This window comes from Actinomadura madurae, assembly GCF_047130825.1.
In the GTDB taxonomy this organism is placed as follows: Bacteria; Actinomycetota; Actinomycetes; order Streptosporangiales; family Streptosporangiaceae; genus Spirillospora; species Spirillospora madurae.
Genome location: NZ_CP083237.1, coordinates 7,543,595 through 7,557,936, shown reverse-complemented (window position 1 = coordinate 7,557,936; position 14,342 = coordinate 7,543,595). Strand labels below are relative to the sequence as shown.

Sequence of the window (14,342 nt, the reverse complement as noted above, 5' to 3'; positions counted from 1 at the left end):
GGCCGCAGGACGATCCCGCTCACGCCGGCGTCACCTTCTTGCGCGGGCCCGGCTCCTTCGCGTCCGGCCGGCGCAGGTAGAGGGGCTCGGGCGGCAGGAGCGGCGGCACCTTCAGGCCCGCCAGCCGCGCGATCGCCAGCTCGGCGAGGGCGCCGGCGGTGGGCAGCAGCGGCTCGTGCCCGGAACCGCCGAGGACGTCCGGATAGAGGGCGGCGCCCTCACCGACCACGGGGAGCCCGTGGGGCGCGCCGTCCAGGACGTCGGACGGCGGCCCGACGGCGGGCCCGGTCGCGCGGGCGCGGGCCGAGTGGTACCGCGCCCAGTAGACCTCCTTGCGGCGGGCGTCCGTCGCGACGGCGAACGGCTCGTCCCTCCCGGTGGCCCAGGCGATGACGTCCAGCGTGCAGACGCCGTGCACCGGGATGCTCAGCGCCTCGCCCATCGCGCGGGCGGTGACGAGACCGACGCGCAGGCCGGTGTACGGTCCAGGGCCGACCCCGACGGCGATCGCGCTGAGGTCGCCGGACGCGGCCCCGGCCTCCGCCATCACCCCCGCGATGGACGGGATGAGCAGCTCGGTGTGGCGCCGCGGATCGACGTCCTCGGCCAGGCCGCGCGGCACCGCGCCCTCACCCGGGGTCCACTCGTAGAGCGCCACGGTGATCGCGGCGGTCGCGGTGTCGAAAGCCAAGACCAGCACGGGTTGTAAGCCTACCGGTCAGTGGCGGGGGATGGTCAGCCCTGGTTCAGCGCGGTCACCACGGCCTTGGCCACCTCGGTGGCGCCGCCGGTGGCGTCACGGGACGCCAGCGGGCCGCCCTTGTTGGAGCCCGAGTAGTGGATGGTGACGAGGACGTTCCCGAGCCGGACGTTGCCGACGGCCTCGCCGGAGCCCTGCTTGTCGTCGACGCTGTAGACGATGTACCCCTCGTCGCCGACGCCCTCCAGCCGGATCTTGTCCTTGAGCTCCTGGCCGGCCAGCAGCGCCTTGCCGGACTCGTCGGCGGTCCGCTCGGTGGTGAACGTCTTGCGGGCCGCGTCCGTCGGGGTCTGGTCGGCGCCGCCGGCGATCGCGCGGAGCTCTATGGTGAGCTGCCGCTTCCGGTCGCCCGCGTAGGCGCCCCAGACGCACTGGTTCTGCTGGTCGTCGCCCTGGTAGTTGTCGGCCACGTTGCGCTCGGAGTCGGGCGCCAGCTTGTTGATCAGATCGTCGCCGACGATCGTGCAGGAGTCGGGGACGGCGGCGCGCTCGCCCTTCGCCGTCGGCGAGCTCTCGGAGGCGCCGCTGCCGACGACCTGCCCGCTGCCCTTCTCGCCGCTCGCGCCGACCCCGCTCAGGACGACGAACGCGGCCAGCACGCAGGCGCCGATGCCCGCGACGGCGCCGCCGACGATGACGGCCCAGCGCCGTCCGGCACGGCGGTCGCGCACGACCCGGTGGCTGCCGGTGCGGTATCCGCCGCTGCCGGACCGGTATCCGCCGCTGTCCGTCCTGTAGCCGCCGCTGCCGGTGCGGTAACCGCCGCTCTCGGTGCGGTAGCCCCCGCTCTCGGTGCGGTATCCGCCGCTCTCAGCTTGGTATCCGCCGCTGTCGGAACGATAGCCGCCGTTACCGGTCTCATAGGGCCCGGTCTCTCTCTGGTAGGGCCCGCTACCCGAACGCCCCGACGAGTACCGTCCGTACTCGTCGCCGCCCGCGCCGTACCCACCGCCGTCCCGCCGGTAACCGCCGTCAGACTCGTGGCCACCGCCCGAACCGCGGTAGCTGTCGCGGTGACTACCGCTGCGATGGCTACCACTCACCGGTTCCCACTCCCGTTGGAAATCGATAGGTCGCGAAGGTGAGGTTCGTTCGGCAAAGAGTACGACATGTAGCCGTAAAGTGGTCCATCCAGACTGGCAAAAACCGAAGAAGTTGCCGGACGATCGTCATCCAGGGCCGAGTTCCAGGTCGGCCCAGCGATGACCGACCCCGACGATCCTTACTTCGCGTTCCTCGCCGGGTCCGTCGCCGCGCGAAATGATCACTTCCAGCCGGTCCTCGGCGAGGCCCTCGGCGAGCCCTTCTCCCCATTCCACGATCGTCACCGATTCCGCCACGGACGCGTCCAGGTCAAGATCGTCCAGTTCCGCGAATCCGCCGAGCCGGTAGGCGTCCACATGGACCAGCGGAGGTCCGCCCGCCAGCGACGGGTGCACCCGCGCGATGACGAACGTCGGCGACGTGATCGGCCCGCGCACCTTCAGGCCCTCGCCGATGCCCTGCGTCAGCGTCGTCTTGCCCGCGCCGAGGTGCCCGGTCATCACGAGCAGGTCGCCCGCGCGCAGCCGCCCGGCGAGCCGCAGGCCGAGCTCGCGCATGTCCTCCGCCGTCGGGACGGTGATGGTGAAGGCCCTCACGCGCTGCGCTCCTCTGCGTACTCGGGACGGACGCGGTCGATCAGCCGGCGCAGGCCGCCGGTGACCACGCCCGGGTACTCCAGCGGCAGCACGTGCCCGGCCTGCTCCACCTCGACCAGCTCCGCCTCCGGCATCGCCTCGGCGATGCGCCGGCCGTGCGCGGCCGGGGTCAGCCGGTCGCGCCCGCCGACCAGCACCAGCGCCGGCACGCCGCCGAGGACGTCCAGGCAGCCGGCCTTGTCGTGCGCCATCAACGCCGGGTAGAACTCCGCGATCACGTCGATCGGCGTCGCCCGGATCATCTGCTCCAGGAAGTCGACCACGGACGGGCTGACGTACTTGTCGGCGAACGCCATCTTCCGCGTCACGACGAACGCCAGGTCGGCGCCCAGCCCGCGCGCCTTCTCCACCAGCTCCGCGCGGCGGCCGAGGCCGCGCAGCGTCCGCGGGGCGAGCGGCCGGACGGCCTTGGCCAGCACCATCGGGAGCCCCAGCGTCATCTCCGCCAGATCCCCGCAGGAGGTGTTCACCAGCGCGACGCCCACCACCCGCTCCTCGAACAGCTCCCGGTGCCGGTCCGCGAACGCCATGATCGCCATCCCGCCCATGGAGTGCCCGGCCAGGACGACCGGGGCGCCCGGCCGGACCGTCGCCTCCAGCACGGCGCGCAGGTCGTCCCCGGTCTGCTCGATCGTCGCGTTCGCGAGATCGCTGCGTCCCGAACGGCCGTGGCTGCGCTGGTCCCAGAAGACCATCCGCAGCGACCCCTGAAGGTCGCGCCGCTGGTAGTGCCAGGAATCCTGGTTGAGGGCGTAGCCGTGGCAGAACACGACCGTGAGATCGGCGTCCTCGGGGCCGTCCACCTCGACGTGCAGCGGCACGCCGTCGTCGGCGACGACGGTCGTCGCCCGGCCGCGCAGCTCGCCGAACGGCTCGCCGGCGTCCGGATCCGGCCGGAGCCGCACCCGCCCGACGGCGAGGTGCCGCAGCCCGACCGCCGCGCCCACGCCCGCCGCGCCGACACCCGCCACGACACCGGCGATGCCGATCCTGCGCCTGCTCTTGCTGTCCATGCACGCGCTCCCTACAGCGCCCCTCCCGGGTACGCCCTCGGTACCCGGGACCCGATGCGGGTGACGATCTCATAGGAGATCGTGCCCAGCGCGTCCGCCCACTCCTGCGCGGTCGGCTCGCCCCGGTCGCCCGGCCCGAACAGGATGATCTCGTCCCCCGCGGCGAGCGCGTCGTCGCCGAGGTCGATGACGAACTGGTCCATGCAGACCCGTCCGGCGATCCTCCTGCGCCGCCCGCCCGCGAGGACCTCCAGCACGTTCGACCCGTGCCGGGGGATGCCGTCGCCGTACCCGGCCGGGACCACGGCCAGCGTGGTCTCCCGCTCGGTGCGGTAGGTGTGGCCGTACGACACGCCGCTGCCCGCCGGGACCCGCTTGACCAGCGCCGCGTCCGCCGCCAGCGTCATCGCGGGGCGCAGCCCGAACGTGCCGAGGGACGGCACCGGCGTCAGCCCGTACGTCGCGATCCCCGGGCGGACGAGGTCGAACCGCGCCTCCGGCAGCGTCAGCGTGGCCGCCGAGTTCGCCAGGTGCCGCACCTCGAACCGCGCGCCCGCCTTCTCCGCGTGCGCCACCATGTCGGTGAACGCGGCGAGCTGCGCGGCGATCGACGGGTGGCCCGGCTCGTCCGCGCAGGCGAAGTGCGACATCGCCCCGACCACCCGGACGTGGCCCGCGGCCTCCGCCTTCAGCGCCGCGCCGACCAGCGCGTCCCAGTCGCCGCCCCGCGCGCCGCCGCGCGACATGCCGGTGTCGGCCTTGAGATGCACGCGCGCCGGACGTCCCGCGGCCTCCGCCGCCCGGACCACCTCGTCCAGGAGCCAGACCGCCCCCACGGTCAGGTCAACGTCCCGCGCGACGGCCTCCGCGTAGGGCTCGCCGGGAACGCCCACGCACACCAGCGTCCGGACGGTGATGCCCTCGTCGCGGAGCCGCAGCGCCTCCGCCAGCTTCGCGACGCCGAGCCACGAGGCGCCTCCGGCGAGCGCCGCGCGGGCCGCCTCGGCCAGCCCGTGCCCGTACGCCTCGGCCTTCACCATGGCCATCACCTCGGCGCCCCGCGCGCGCTCGCGCAGCAGCCCGACGTTGCCGCCGATGGCACCGACCTCGACCCGCGCCTCCACAGGAACCCTCATGAACACCAAGTGTGCCGCCCCCACGGCCCTGCCCGGAGCATCATCGCCCAGCTCACGGCCCGGACGCCCCGCCAACCGAACACTCTTCGTCCACTAAGACGCAAACGTCCGTTCCCAGGTTCAACCCGCCGGGGGCCGCCGCCGTCAGCCCTCGGGGCGCAGCAGGGCCTTGATGGCGCGGCGCTCGTCCATCGCCTTGTAGGCCTCGGCCGCGTCCTCCAGGGGGAGTTCGAGGTCGAAGACCCGGCCGGGGTCGATGGCGCGGTCCCAGATCATCTGGATGAGCTCGGGCAGGAACCGGCGTACCGGAGCCGGACCGCCGTGCAGGTGCACCCCGGAGTAGAACAGCTCGTCACCCGGAATCCGGACGTCGTGAGCCATGCCGACATAGCCGACGTGCCCTCCGGCCCGGGTGGAGCGGATGGCCTGCATCATCGACTCCTGGGTGCCGACCGCCTCGATCGCGCTGTGCGCGCCGAGCCCGCCGAGGAGGTCCTTGAGCCGCGCGACGCCCTCGTCCCCGCGCTCGGGGATCACGTCGGTGGCCCCGAACTCCAGGGCGAGCTTCTGCCGGTCGGCGTGCCGGCTGAAGATCGCGATCCGCTCGGCGCCCAGCCGCCGGGCCGCGAGGACGCCGAGCAGGCCGACCGCGCCGTCCCCGACGACCGCCACCGTCCGGCCCGGCCCCGCCTCCGCGGCGACGGCGGCGAACCAGCCGGTGCCGAGGACGTCCGAGGCGGTCAGCAGCGACGGGACCAGATCCGCGCCGGGCACGCCGGGCGCGGCGACCAGGGTGCCGTCGGCCAGCGGGATCCGGGCGTACTCGGCCTGGGTGCCGGACGCCCCGACCAGCTGGGCGTTGACGCAGCGGGACTGGTAGCCCGCCCGGCAGATCTCGCAGGTGTTGTCGGAGGCGAAGAACGACCCGACCACGAACTCGCCGGGCTTGACGTTCCGCACCTCGTCGCCGACCTGCTCGACCACGCCGACGTACTCGTGGCCCATCGGCCGGTCGTGGACCGGCCCGTTCGCACCCCGGTAGGGCCACAGGTCCGAACCGCACACGCACGCCGCCGCCACCCGGATGACCGCGTCGGTCGGCTCGACGATCCGCGGGTCCTCGCGGTCCCGCACCCGCACATCGCCAGGAGCGTGCAACACCACACCACGCATGACCTTCACTCCTTCTTCACGTTCCGCTTGCGTGCACCACCATCAGAAGGCGCCGACCCGATCGGGTGGAAGGCACTGCTGAAGGGTGTACTGGCAGGGCACCCCTCCTCGGCACGAGCCCGCCTAGCCTGGAGGGCGTGGACCATCGCAGCCAGATCCGCGAGTTCCTGACCTCGCGCCGCGCCAGGATCACTCCGCAGGACGCCGGGCTGCCGTCCTACGGCACCCGCCGGGTCCCGGGCCTGCGGCGCGCCGAGGTCGCCCAACTCGCCGGCATCAGCGTCGAGTACTACTCGCGCCTGGAACGCGGTGACCTGTCCGGCGTCTCCGACCAGGTGCTGGACGCCCTGGCCCGCGCCCTGCGGCTGGGCGACGAGGACCGCACCCACTTGGAGGACCTCGCCCGCGCCGCCGGCCCGTCCCCGCGCCGCGGGCGCCGCGCCGCCTCGACGACGGTCCGGCCCTCGGTGCAGCGGCTCCTGGACTCCATGACCGGCCCGGCGTTCGTCAAGAACGGCCGCAGCGACATGCTGGCCACCAACGCCCTCGGCCGCGCCCTGTACGCGCCCATGATCGACTCAGCCCGCGGCACCGTCCCGAACATCGCCCGCTTCACCTTCCTCGACCCCCACTCCCGCGAGTTCTGGGGAGACTGGGAAGGCGCCGCCGACACCACCGTCGCCCTCCTCCACGCCCAGGCCGGCCGCGACCCCTTCGACAAGGCACTCACCGACCTCATCGGCGAGCTGTCCACCCGCAGCCAGGACTTCCGCACCCGCTGGGCCCGCCACGACGTCCGCCATCACCACAACGGCGCCAAGCCCTTCCACCACCCGGTCGTCGGCGACCTCCACCTCGCCTACGAGTCCCTGGATCTCACCACGGACGGCCTCACCCTCATCGCCTACAACGCCGAACCGGGCAGCGACTCCGAGGACAAACTCAGCCTCCTCGCCAGCTGGACCACCCCCGACCCCGCGCACCCCAGCCCGACCCAGGCCACCGACCCCACCTGACACCTGCCGCAGGAGCCGCGATCGCGAAGCGAGCCGCAAGGCGAGTCGGAGCGATGCCAGCGATCGCCCGCAGTGCCCGACGATGGAGGGCCGCCAGGCCCGAAGGAGAAGGGCACTGCAATAAACACAGCAGGGACGCCGGGTCAGGCGCCCCCGGGCGCCGGACCCGGCGTCCCCGCCATAGGCGCCACGAGGGTCCGGAAGGCGGCGGGGAGGGCGGTGATGACGTCTTCGGCGCTGATCGGGGATTCGGGGCCGGGGGTGGGGGCGGCGGCCAGGCGGGCGGCCAGGCCGTGCAGGTAGGCGCCGGCGGCGGCCGCGTCGAGGGCGGGCATGCCGCCGGCCAGCAGGGCTCCGATCAGGCCGGAGAGGACGTCGCCCGTTCCGGCGGTGGCGAGGCGGGGCGTGCCCGTGGGGTTGACGCGGACGGGGCGGTCCTCCTCGGCGACCAGGGTGGTGGAGCCCTTGAGGAGGACGGTCGCGGAGAGTTCGGCGGCGGCGCGGCGGACGTGGTCGAGGCGGGCGGCCTCGATGTCGTCGCGGGTGGCGGCGATGAGCCGGGACAGCTCGCCCGCGTGCGGGGTGAGGACGGTCGGCGCGGCGCGGCGCAGCAGATCGCGGCGGCGGGACAGGACCGTGAGGCCGTCGGCGTCCACCAGCGCGGGCAGGTCGGTGGTGAGGACGGCCTCCACGAGCGACTCGGCGGCGGCTCCGGTGCCGAGGCCGGGGCCGACGACCCAGGCCTGGACGCGCCCGATGCGCTCCAGGATCTTGGCGCGACCGGGTTCGATGACGGTGGTGACGACCTCGGGCCAGCGGTGCCGGACGAGTTCCACCGGGTGCGCGACGGAGGCGAAGCGGACCATTCCGGCGCCGCCGCGGACGGCGCCGCCCGCGCTGAGGACGGCCGCCCCGGTGAACGCGTCGCCGCCGGCGAGGATGCCGACGACGCCGCGGCGGTACTTGTCGGACTCGGGGCCGGGTTCGGGGGGCTGGACGTCCACCGGGCGGGCCGCGACGACGTCCGGGTCGGGCAGGTCGGGGCCGAGCCCGATGTCGACCAGCTCGACCACACCGCAGTAGGACGCGCCCGGGTCGATCAGCAGTCCCGGCTTGTGCGTGCCGAAGGTGACCGTGACGTCGGCGTGGACGGCGGTGCCCGCGACGCGCCCGCTGCCGGCGTCCACGCCGCTCGGGACGTCGCAGGCGACGACGATGCCCGCGGACTCGGACGCGAGCGCGGCGTAGGCGGCGTGGGGCTCGCGCAGGCCGCCGCTCCCGCCGATTCCGGTCAGGCCGTCGATGATCAGGTCGGCGCCGGCGATCGCGGCCTCCTCGCCGCCGCCGAGCAGCCGGCCGCCGGCGGCGCGCAGGTCGGCCAGCCCGGCCTCGTGGATCTTGGGGCCGGCCTGGACGGCGTGCACGCGGGCGCCGCGGCGGGCGAGCCGGGCGCCGGCGTAGAGGGTGTCGCCGCCGTTGTCGCCGCCGCCGACGAGGAGGACGACGCGGGACCCGTACACGGCGGGCAGGACGCGCGCGCAGACCGAGGCCAGGCCCGCTGCGGCGCGCTGCATCAGCGTGCCCTCGGGGAGCCGGGCCATGAGGGCGCGCTCCGCCGCCCGGACCTTGCCGACCTCGTGCGCGTACCTCATCCGCGGCTCCCCAAGTCGATCACACACTCAGCGTGCCACGAGCGGCGGGTCTCCAACCCTGCCTCCGCGCCAATTGCACCTTACGGTGCAACTTTCGGTGTCATGTGCGCATACGAATCATCGGCCGTAGAATCTTCTTCATCCGGTCCGATGTATTCGCGCCGCGACCCCCCGGTGCGGCAGAATGCGCCAAGATCAGTCCGCCGGGACTGGAGAGGCCCGAGCCATGAGCACTTCCCGCGGTCCCTCCGTCCGGCAGCGGCGGCTGGCCGCCGAGCTCCGCAGGCTGCGCGAACGCAGGGGCCTCACCGGAGACGAGGTCGCCGAACGGCTCGCCTGGTCCACCGCCAAGGTCAGCCGGATCGAGAACGCGCGGACCGGCGCGAAGATCGGCGACGTGCGGCGCCTGCTCGACCTCTACGAGGTGGACGGGGCGCGGCGCGATGACCTGATCTCGCTGGCGCACGACGCCGCGCAGCGGGGCTGGTGGGAGGACTACCGCGACCTGCCGAGCCCGCTCGCCGACTTCATCGCCCTGGAGGCCGAGGCCACCGCGCTCAGGGAATGGGGCAGCACCGTCTTTCCGGGGCTGCTGCAGACGGAGAACTACGCGCGCCATGTGATCGGCGGCTGGAGCGACCTCGCCACGCTCCCGCCGCAGGAACTGGAACGCCGGGTGGACGTGCGAATGCGCCGCCGCGAACTGCTGGACGGGCCGTCCGGCCTGGAACTGTCGGCGGTTCTCGACGAGGCGGTTCTGCTGCGCCGGATCGGCGACCACAAGGTGATGCGCGAGCAACTCGAACATCTGTGCCGGATGACCGAGCGGCCGAACGTGACGGTACAGATCCTGCCGTTGGGGATCGCACACTCGGTGTTGGCCGAATCGTTTATCCTTCTGGAATTCTCACCGGTGCATGACATCGTATTTCCTGATATCGTGCACACCGAATCCCTGACAATCAGCCACCTCGCGGATGAGGCTGTTACCTATATGTACCGGCTAGCCTATTCAAGCCTGGCAGGCCAGGCACTGGACACCGAGGAATCACGGCGGCGGATCGCCGAGGCCAAGGACGCATGGTGACGGGTCCGCTAAGTGGCTCAAACCTTGTGAAAGGCACCGAGTGTCCCCTTTCGCCACTCCTGCTCCCCAGTGGAGGAGAAGCGCCCACTGCGGGGCGAGCAACACGTGCGTGGAAATCGCCACACTGGCTGGTTCGTCCCCTTTCATTGGGGCGCGGGACGCCAAGCACGGCACGCAGAGCCCGGTCCTGTCGTTCTCCCAGGGAGAGTGGCGGGACTTCCTCCATCGAGCCAAGAAGGGCGAATTCGATTTGGGCCGATGACAGGGCGTTGACACGCTTCTGAGCCCTTGGCCGGCGCCTCACGAGGGCGCCCCGGGGGCCACGCCGTACGGGCCGGGTCCACGACCGACCCGGCTCGACGAGCCTCCCACCGGCAACTCTGGAACCACCTCGGCACGCCTGACCCACGGGTACCGCGCTACCCGGAGGTGATCAGGCGTTTTTTGCGATCTTGTTACCGTGTGCTTGAACACGGCAGCGCCGCCGCGAATCCAAGGCACCGTTCGACGCAGGGAGCCGTCATGAGTTTCCGTGGGACACCGCCCGCCCGATGGAGAAAGAGCACCCGATGCGGCGCCAGCAACGGCTGCGTCGAGGTCGCACGGCTCGACGCCGACGCCATATCCGTGCGCGATACCGAGGACGCGGTGACGATCCTCGCGTTCGGCGCCGGAGAATGGCGCAGATTCACCGACGAGGTCAAGCGCGGCCGTTTCGACCGCCCCTGAAAGAGTCTCTGCAACTTTCACGGCGACTGAGAATTTCAGCGAATAAGAGAATTGCATCCCGCGGCAGGGAACGTGTGATGTTCCGGAGCACGCTGAATATTTTCGCGCCGGGACGAGCCCGGGCCGGGCGTGTTTTGATGAGGTGATCAGCGGGACGCTTTATTCAGGCGACGCGGACGCCTCGGGGAATGCGGTGGACGGGGGTTCGCAGCCGGGACGCAGTGATCGACACGGCGCCCGCGGCGAGGGCCAGGTCGAAGGCGAGGCCCCAGGGCCACACCGCGCCCCCTTCCGCCGAGCCGCCGTCGTCGGCGTCCTCGCCCTCGCGGACGTCGCGGACGCTGCGGCTGAGCCCGCCCAGGGGGTCGTCCGACGCCGACCGGCTCACCACCTCGTCGCCGACGACGATCCTCTCCTCCGGCAGTCGCGGCGCGGCGTCGGCGAGCACGACGACCGGGTTCGGCGACAGCAGCCACCAGACGCGTTCGCTGTGCTCGACGCTGTACCCGCCGTAGGGGCCGGGCCGGTGCTCCGCCGTCAACTGGAGGGCGATCGCGAACACCAGCGGCGTCCCGGCGAGCAGGGCGAACACCGTGAGGTACGACATCAGCACCGAGGTGATGCTGCGGGCGAGCAGCGCCGACCACGCCTGCGAGACGGCGCACACCACGCCGATGAGCAGGCCGGTGACGGCGAGGACGACCACGACGCGCGCCACCCCGATCGAGCCCTCGGCGACCGGGAGCAGCAGGGTCGGCAGCGTCAGGAGCAGGGTGACCAGGCCGGTCCCCCACGCGGCGGCGAGCTTGCCGAGCGCGATGTCGCCGGGCGTGAGCCGGGTGACCTGGAGCGTGGCGAGCGTCCCCCGCTCCCGGTCGCCGTTGATCGACTGGCCGCTGAGCGCCGGGGTGACGAGCATCATCAGCACCAGCACCCCGAGCAGGACGCCGCCGAACATCGGGATCCCCGCGTCCTCGTCGGTGGAGGAGTCCACCTCCAGCGCGAGCCGGAACATCAGGCCGAGCCCGTTGACGATGACGAACCAGGCCGCGAGCAGGATCTTCCAGCGGCCGGTCCGCAGCCGCGTCCTGATCTCCTGCCGTGCCACCAGGCCGATTCCGCGCGCGGTCATGCCGGTCACCTCCGGTTCTCGGTCATCGCCAGGTAGGCCGATTCGAGCGCGCTGCCGGCCGGGGCGAGCCCGCAGACGGGCACCCCGGCCCGGACGAGCTCGGCCAGCAGGCCCGCGGCCTCGTTCTCGGTGAGCGGGCCGACCTCGGCGCCGCCCGGGAGCCCGGTGGTCTCCAGCCAGGGCAGCCCGTCGAGCGCCCCCGCCAGCGCCGTCTCCAGCCGCCCGGTGTCGAGCGAGCGAATCCGCCACCGGACGCGGGCGGACGCGCCGGCGAGCTCCGCCATCGCGTGGTCCCCGACCGTCCGGCCGTGGTCGACGAGGACGACGCGGTCGGCGATCTCCTCCAGTTCGCTGAGGATGTGGCTGGACACCAGCACAGCCGCCCCGTCCGCGGCCAGGGAGCGCAGCAGGTCGCGCAATTCGACGCGCGAGCGCGGGTCGAGGCCGGACGCGGGCTCGTCCAGCAGCAGGACGCGGGGCCGGTGCACGAGCGCCCGCGCCATCCCGAGCCGCTGCTTCTGCCCGCGCGACAGGGCGTGGACGGGCTGCCCGAGGTGGTCCTCCAGGTGGACGAGGCTGAGCAGCGCCCTGATCCGGCGCGGGCGCTCCTGCTTCGGCAGCCCGTAGGCCTCGGCGAAGAACGCGAGGTACTCGTCCACCGTGAGCTGGTCGTACACGCCGAACGTGTCCGGCATCCAGCCGAGCGCGTCGCGGGCCTCGGCGGGGCGGGTGAGCGCGTCGTGCCCGGCGATCCGCACCGTGCCCGCGTCGGGCGCGAGCAGGGTCGCGAGGATCAGCAGCAGCGTCGTCTTGCCCGCGCCGTTGGCCCCGACGAGCGCCGTGACCTGGCCGTACGGGACGGCGATGTCCAGCCCGCGCAGCGCCTCGACCGGGCCGAAGCGGCGCGCGACTCCGCGCGCCTCGATCCCCAGGCCGCCGTCTACTCCCACCCGTCACCTCCGGACGCCGCGCCGGCCCGTCGGGGGATGCGCAGATCATCCCCGCGGGGAGCAGACCGGTCCCGATGCCCGGTGAGACGCGGCGCGGCGCCCGCGGGTTCCGGGAAACGCCCGGCTACTCGACGGTGACGGACTTGGCGAGGTTGCGCGGCTGGTCGACGTCATGCCCCTTCGCGGTGGCCAGCTCGCACGCGAACACCTGGAGCGGGACGGTCGTGACCAGCGGCTGCAGCAGCGTCGGGACGGCCGGGACGGCGATCAGCGTGTCGGCGTACGGCTCGACCGACGCGTCGCCCTCCTCGGCGATCACGATGGTCCGGGCGCCGCGGGCCCGGATCTCCTGGATGTTGGACACGATCTTGTCGTGCAGGACGTCCCGCGCCCGGGGCGGCACGACGACCACGACGGGCAGGTCCTTCTCGATGAGCGCGATCGGGCCGTGCTTCAGCTCCCCGGCGGCGAAGCCCTCGGCGTGCATGTACGCCAGCTCCTTGAGCTTCAGCGCGCCCTCCAGGGCGACCGGGAAGCCGACGTGGCGGCCGAGGAACAGCACGCACCGCTCACCGGCCAGCGACCGGGCCAGCTCGCGCACCGGCTCCATGGTCTCCAGGACCTTCTCCACCTTCTCCGGCATCCGCTCCAGGAGCTGGATCATCGCGAACACCTCGTCCCCCCACTTGGTGCCGCGCACCTGCGCGAGGTAGAGCGCGATGAGGTAGACGGCGACGAGCTGGGTGAGGAACGCCTTGGTGGACGCGACCGCGATCTCCGGGCCGGCGTGCGTGTAGAGGACGCCGTCGCACTCGCGCGGCAGCGTGGAGCCGTTGACGTTGCAGATGCCGAGCAGCTTGGCCTTCTGCTCGCGGGCGTGCCGGACGGCCATCAGCGCGTCCATCGTCTCGCCCGACTGGGAGATCGCGATGACCAGCGTCGCCGGGGACAGGATCGGGTCGCGGTAGCGGAACTCGCTGGCCAGCTCCACCTCGCAGGGCAGCCCGGCCCAGTGCTCGATCGCGTACTTGGCGATCAGCCCCGCGTGGTAGGACGTCCCGCAGGCCACGATGATGATCTTGTCGACCTCGCGCAGCTCCCGGTCGGGGATGCGCATCTCGTCCAGGCGCAGGCGCCCGTCGGTGCCGATCCGACCGAGCAGCGTGTCGGCGACGGCGCGCGGCTGCTCGGCGATCTCCTTGAGCATGAAGTAGTCGAAGCCGCTCTTCTCCGCGGCCGACACGTCCCAGTCGACGTGGTACTCCTTCACCTCGGCGGGGCGCCCCTCGAAGTCGGTGACGCTCACCCCGCCGGCGCGCAGCTCGACGACCTGGTCCTGGCCGAGCTCGATCGCGTTCCGGGTGTGCGCGATGAACGCGGCGACGTCGCTGGCGAGGAAGTTCTCCCCGTCCCCGACCCCGACGACGAGCGGCGAGTTGCGGCGCGCCCCGACGACCAGGTCGGGGTCGCCGGTGTGCACGGCGACGAGCGTGAACGCGCCGTCCAGCCGGCGGCAGACGCGGCGCATCGCCGCGGCGAGGTCGCCGCCCGCCTTCAGCTCGTCCTCCAGCAGGTGCGCGACGGCCTCGGTGTCGGTGTCGGACACCAGGCCGTGCCCGCCCTCCTCCAGCTCGGCGCGCAGCTCGGCGAAGTTCTCGATGATGCCGTTGTGGATGACCGCGACGGAGCCGGTGCAGTCGACGTGCGGGTGCGCGTTGCGGTCGTTCGGCGGGCCGTGCGTCGCCCACCGGGTGTGCCCCATGCCGAGCGTGCCCGCGGGCGGCGGCGCCTCTTCGAGGGCGCCGCGCAGGTTCACGAGCTTGCCCGCGCGCTTGGCCGTCGCCAGCTTCCCGTCGGCCAGCACGGCCACTCCGGCCGAGTCGTAGCCGCGGTACTCCAGCCGCGCCAGCCCCTCGACGACGACGTCGAGCGCCGACCGGCCGCCTACGTACCCCACGATTCCGCACATGGCGGCAACTCTATTCGGTGTCCCG

At 72.8% G+C, this 14,342-nt stretch carries 14 protein-coding genes; 4 read left to right on the top strand and 10 right to left on the bottom strand.

All coding sequences use genetic code 11. From position 1 onward, the window contains the following. Positions 1-19: 19 nt before the first annotated feature. From tsaB to K8Z49_RS34895, 6 genes are all read right to left on the bottom strand, one after another. The gene (tsaB, locus tag K8Z49_RS34920; RefSeq protein ID WP_021594490.1) at positions 20-700 is read right to left on the bottom strand and encodes a tRNA (adenosine(37)-N6)-threonylcarbamoyltransferase complex dimerization subunit type 1 TsaB; all 681 of its coding nucleotides are present in this window, start codon (positions 698-700) and stop codon (positions 20-22) included. 35 nt (positions 701-735) lie between these two features. Continuing rightward, positions 736-1,803: a hypothetical protein gene (locus K8Z49_RS34915; RefSeq protein WP_412516173.1), complete on the bottom strand. Its 1,068-nt coding sequence runs from the start codon at positions 1,801-1,803 to the stop codon at positions 736-738. Between the two features lie 126 nt (positions 1,804-1,929). Next, positions 1,930-2,400 carry a tRNA (adenosine(37)-N6)-threonylcarbamoyltransferase complex ATPase subunit type 1 TsaE gene (tsaE, locus tag K8Z49_RS34910; protein ID WP_021594492.1) on the bottom strand — a complete coding sequence of 157 codons (471 nt, stop codon included), beginning with the start codon at positions 2,398-2,400 and terminating at the stop codon, positions 1,930-1,932. Next, on the bottom strand, positions 2,397-3,473 hold the full coding sequence (locus K8Z49_RS34905) for an alpha/beta fold hydrolase (protein ID WP_021594493.1): 1,077 nt from the start codon (positions 3,471-3,473) through the stop codon (positions 2,397-2,399). The genes tsaE and K8Z49_RS34905 overlap by 4 nt, the downstream gene beginning before the upstream one ends. Positions 3,474-3,484: 11 nt before the next feature. Next, the gene (alr, locus tag K8Z49_RS34900; protein WP_111832853.1) at positions 3,485-4,609 is read right to left on the bottom strand and encodes an alanine racemase; all 1,125 of its coding nucleotides are present in this window, start codon (positions 4,607-4,609) and stop codon (positions 3,485-3,487) included. A gap of 144 nt (positions 4,610-4,753) precedes the next feature. After that, positions 4,754-5,782 (bottom strand): zinc-dependent alcohol dehydrogenase family protein, encoded by a 1,029-nt coding sequence (locus K8Z49_RS34895; RefSeq protein WP_111832388.1) that lies wholly within the window; start codon positions 5,780-5,782, stop codon positions 4,754-4,756. Positions 5,783-5,919: 137 nt separating this feature from the next. On the opposite strand from K8Z49_RS34895, the gene K8Z49_RS34890 reads away from it, so the two are divergent. Continuing rightward, positions 5,920-6,798 (top strand): helix-turn-helix transcriptional regulator, encoded by an 879-nt coding sequence (locus K8Z49_RS34890; protein ID WP_412516172.1) that lies wholly within the window; start codon positions 5,920-5,922, stop codon positions 6,796-6,798. Positions 6,799-6,941: 143 nt separating this feature from the next. Here the strand turns inward: K8Z49_RS34890 and K8Z49_RS34885 are convergent, their stop codons facing one another. Continuing rightward, positions 6,942-8,450: a bifunctional ADP-dependent NAD(P)H-hydrate dehydratase/NAD(P)H-hydrate epimerase gene (locus tag K8Z49_RS34885; RefSeq protein WP_075023889.1), complete on the bottom strand. Its 1,509-nt coding sequence runs from the start codon at positions 8,448-8,450 to the stop codon at positions 6,942-6,944. A 226-nt stretch (positions 8,451-8,676) separates the two neighbouring features. Between K8Z49_RS34885 and K8Z49_RS34880 the strand changes: the two genes are divergently transcribed. The 3 genes from K8Z49_RS34880 (at position 8,677) to K8Z49_RS34870 (ending at position 10,266) form a co-directional block, all read left to right on the top strand. Further along, positions 8,677-9,537 carry a helix-turn-helix domain-containing protein gene (locus K8Z49_RS34880; RefSeq protein WP_021594498.1) on the top strand — a complete coding sequence of 287 codons (861 nt, stop codon included), beginning with the start codon at positions 8,677-8,679 and terminating at the stop codon, positions 9,535-9,537. 40 nt (positions 9,538-9,577) lie between these two features. Then, positions 9,578-9,799 carry a DUF397 domain-containing protein gene (locus K8Z49_RS34875; protein WP_075023891.1) on the top strand — a complete coding sequence of 74 codons (222 nt, stop codon included), beginning with the start codon at positions 9,578-9,580 and terminating at the stop codon, positions 9,797-9,799. 260 nt (positions 9,800-10,059) lie between these two features. After that, on the top strand, positions 10,060-10,266 hold the full coding sequence (locus K8Z49_RS34870; protein WP_075023892.1) for a DUF397 domain-containing protein: 207 nt from the start codon (positions 10,060-10,062) through the stop codon (positions 10,264-10,266). A gap of 163 nt (positions 10,267-10,429) precedes the next feature. On the opposite strand, the gene K8Z49_RS34865 is transcribed toward K8Z49_RS34870, so the two are convergent. The 3 genes from K8Z49_RS34865 to glmS all read right to left on the bottom strand — a co-directional run bounded on the left by K8Z49_RS34865 (position 10,430) and on the right by glmS (position 14,317). Continuing rightward, a complete protein-coding gene (locus K8Z49_RS34865; RefSeq protein WP_075023928.1) occupies positions 10,430-11,398 on the bottom strand; it encodes an ABC transporter permease in 969 nt (322 codons plus the stop codon). Positions 11,399-11,403: 5 nt separating this feature from the next. Further along, entirely contained in the window at positions 11,404-12,348 is a 945-nt protein-coding gene (locus K8Z49_RS34860; RefSeq protein ID WP_412516171.1) for an ABC transporter ATP-binding protein, read from the bottom strand. A 124-nt stretch (positions 12,349-12,472) separates the two neighbouring features. Continuing rightward, positions 12,473-14,317: a glutamine--fructose-6-phosphate transaminase (isomerizing) gene (gene glmS / locus K8Z49_RS34855; protein WP_412516170.1), complete on the bottom strand. Its 1,845-nt coding sequence runs from the start codon at positions 14,315-14,317 to the stop codon at positions 12,473-12,475. Between the last annotated feature and the right edge of the window lie 25 nt (positions 14,318-14,342).

Excerpts from the sequence above, each read along its gene's own strand:
- glmS (WP_412516170.1), bottom strand. The coding sequence starts at position 14,317 with ATGTGCGGAATCGTGGGGTACGTAGGCGGCCGGTCGGCGCTCGACGTC.
- alr (WP_111832853.1), bottom strand. The coding sequence starts at position 4,609 with ATGAGGGTTCCTGTGGAGGCGCGGGTCGAGGTCGGTGCCATCGGCGGC.
- K8Z49_RS34885 (WP_075023889.1), bottom strand. The coding sequence starts at position 8,450 with ATGAGGTACGCGCACGAGGTCGGCAAGGTCCGGGCGGCGGAGCGCGCC.
- K8Z49_RS34895 (WP_111832388.1), bottom strand. The coding sequence starts at position 5,782 with ATGCGTGGTGTGGTGTTGCACGCTCCTGGCGATGTGCGGGTGCGGGAC.
- K8Z49_RS34880 (WP_021594498.1), top strand. The coding sequence starts at position 8,677 with ATGAGCACTTCCCGCGGTCCCTCCGTCCGGCAGCGGCGGCTGGCCGCC.
- K8Z49_RS34865 (WP_075023928.1), bottom strand. The coding sequence starts at position 11,398 with ATGACCGCGCGCGGAATCGGCCTGGTGGCACGGCAGGAGATCAGGACG.
- K8Z49_RS34905 (WP_021594493.1), bottom strand. The coding sequence starts at position 3,473 with ATGGACAGCAAGAGCAGGCGCAGGATCGGCATCGCCGGTGTCGTGGCG.
- K8Z49_RS34870 (WP_075023892.1), top strand. The coding sequence starts at position 10,060 with ATGAGTTTCCGTGGGACACCGCCCGCCCGATGGAGAAAGAGCACCCGA.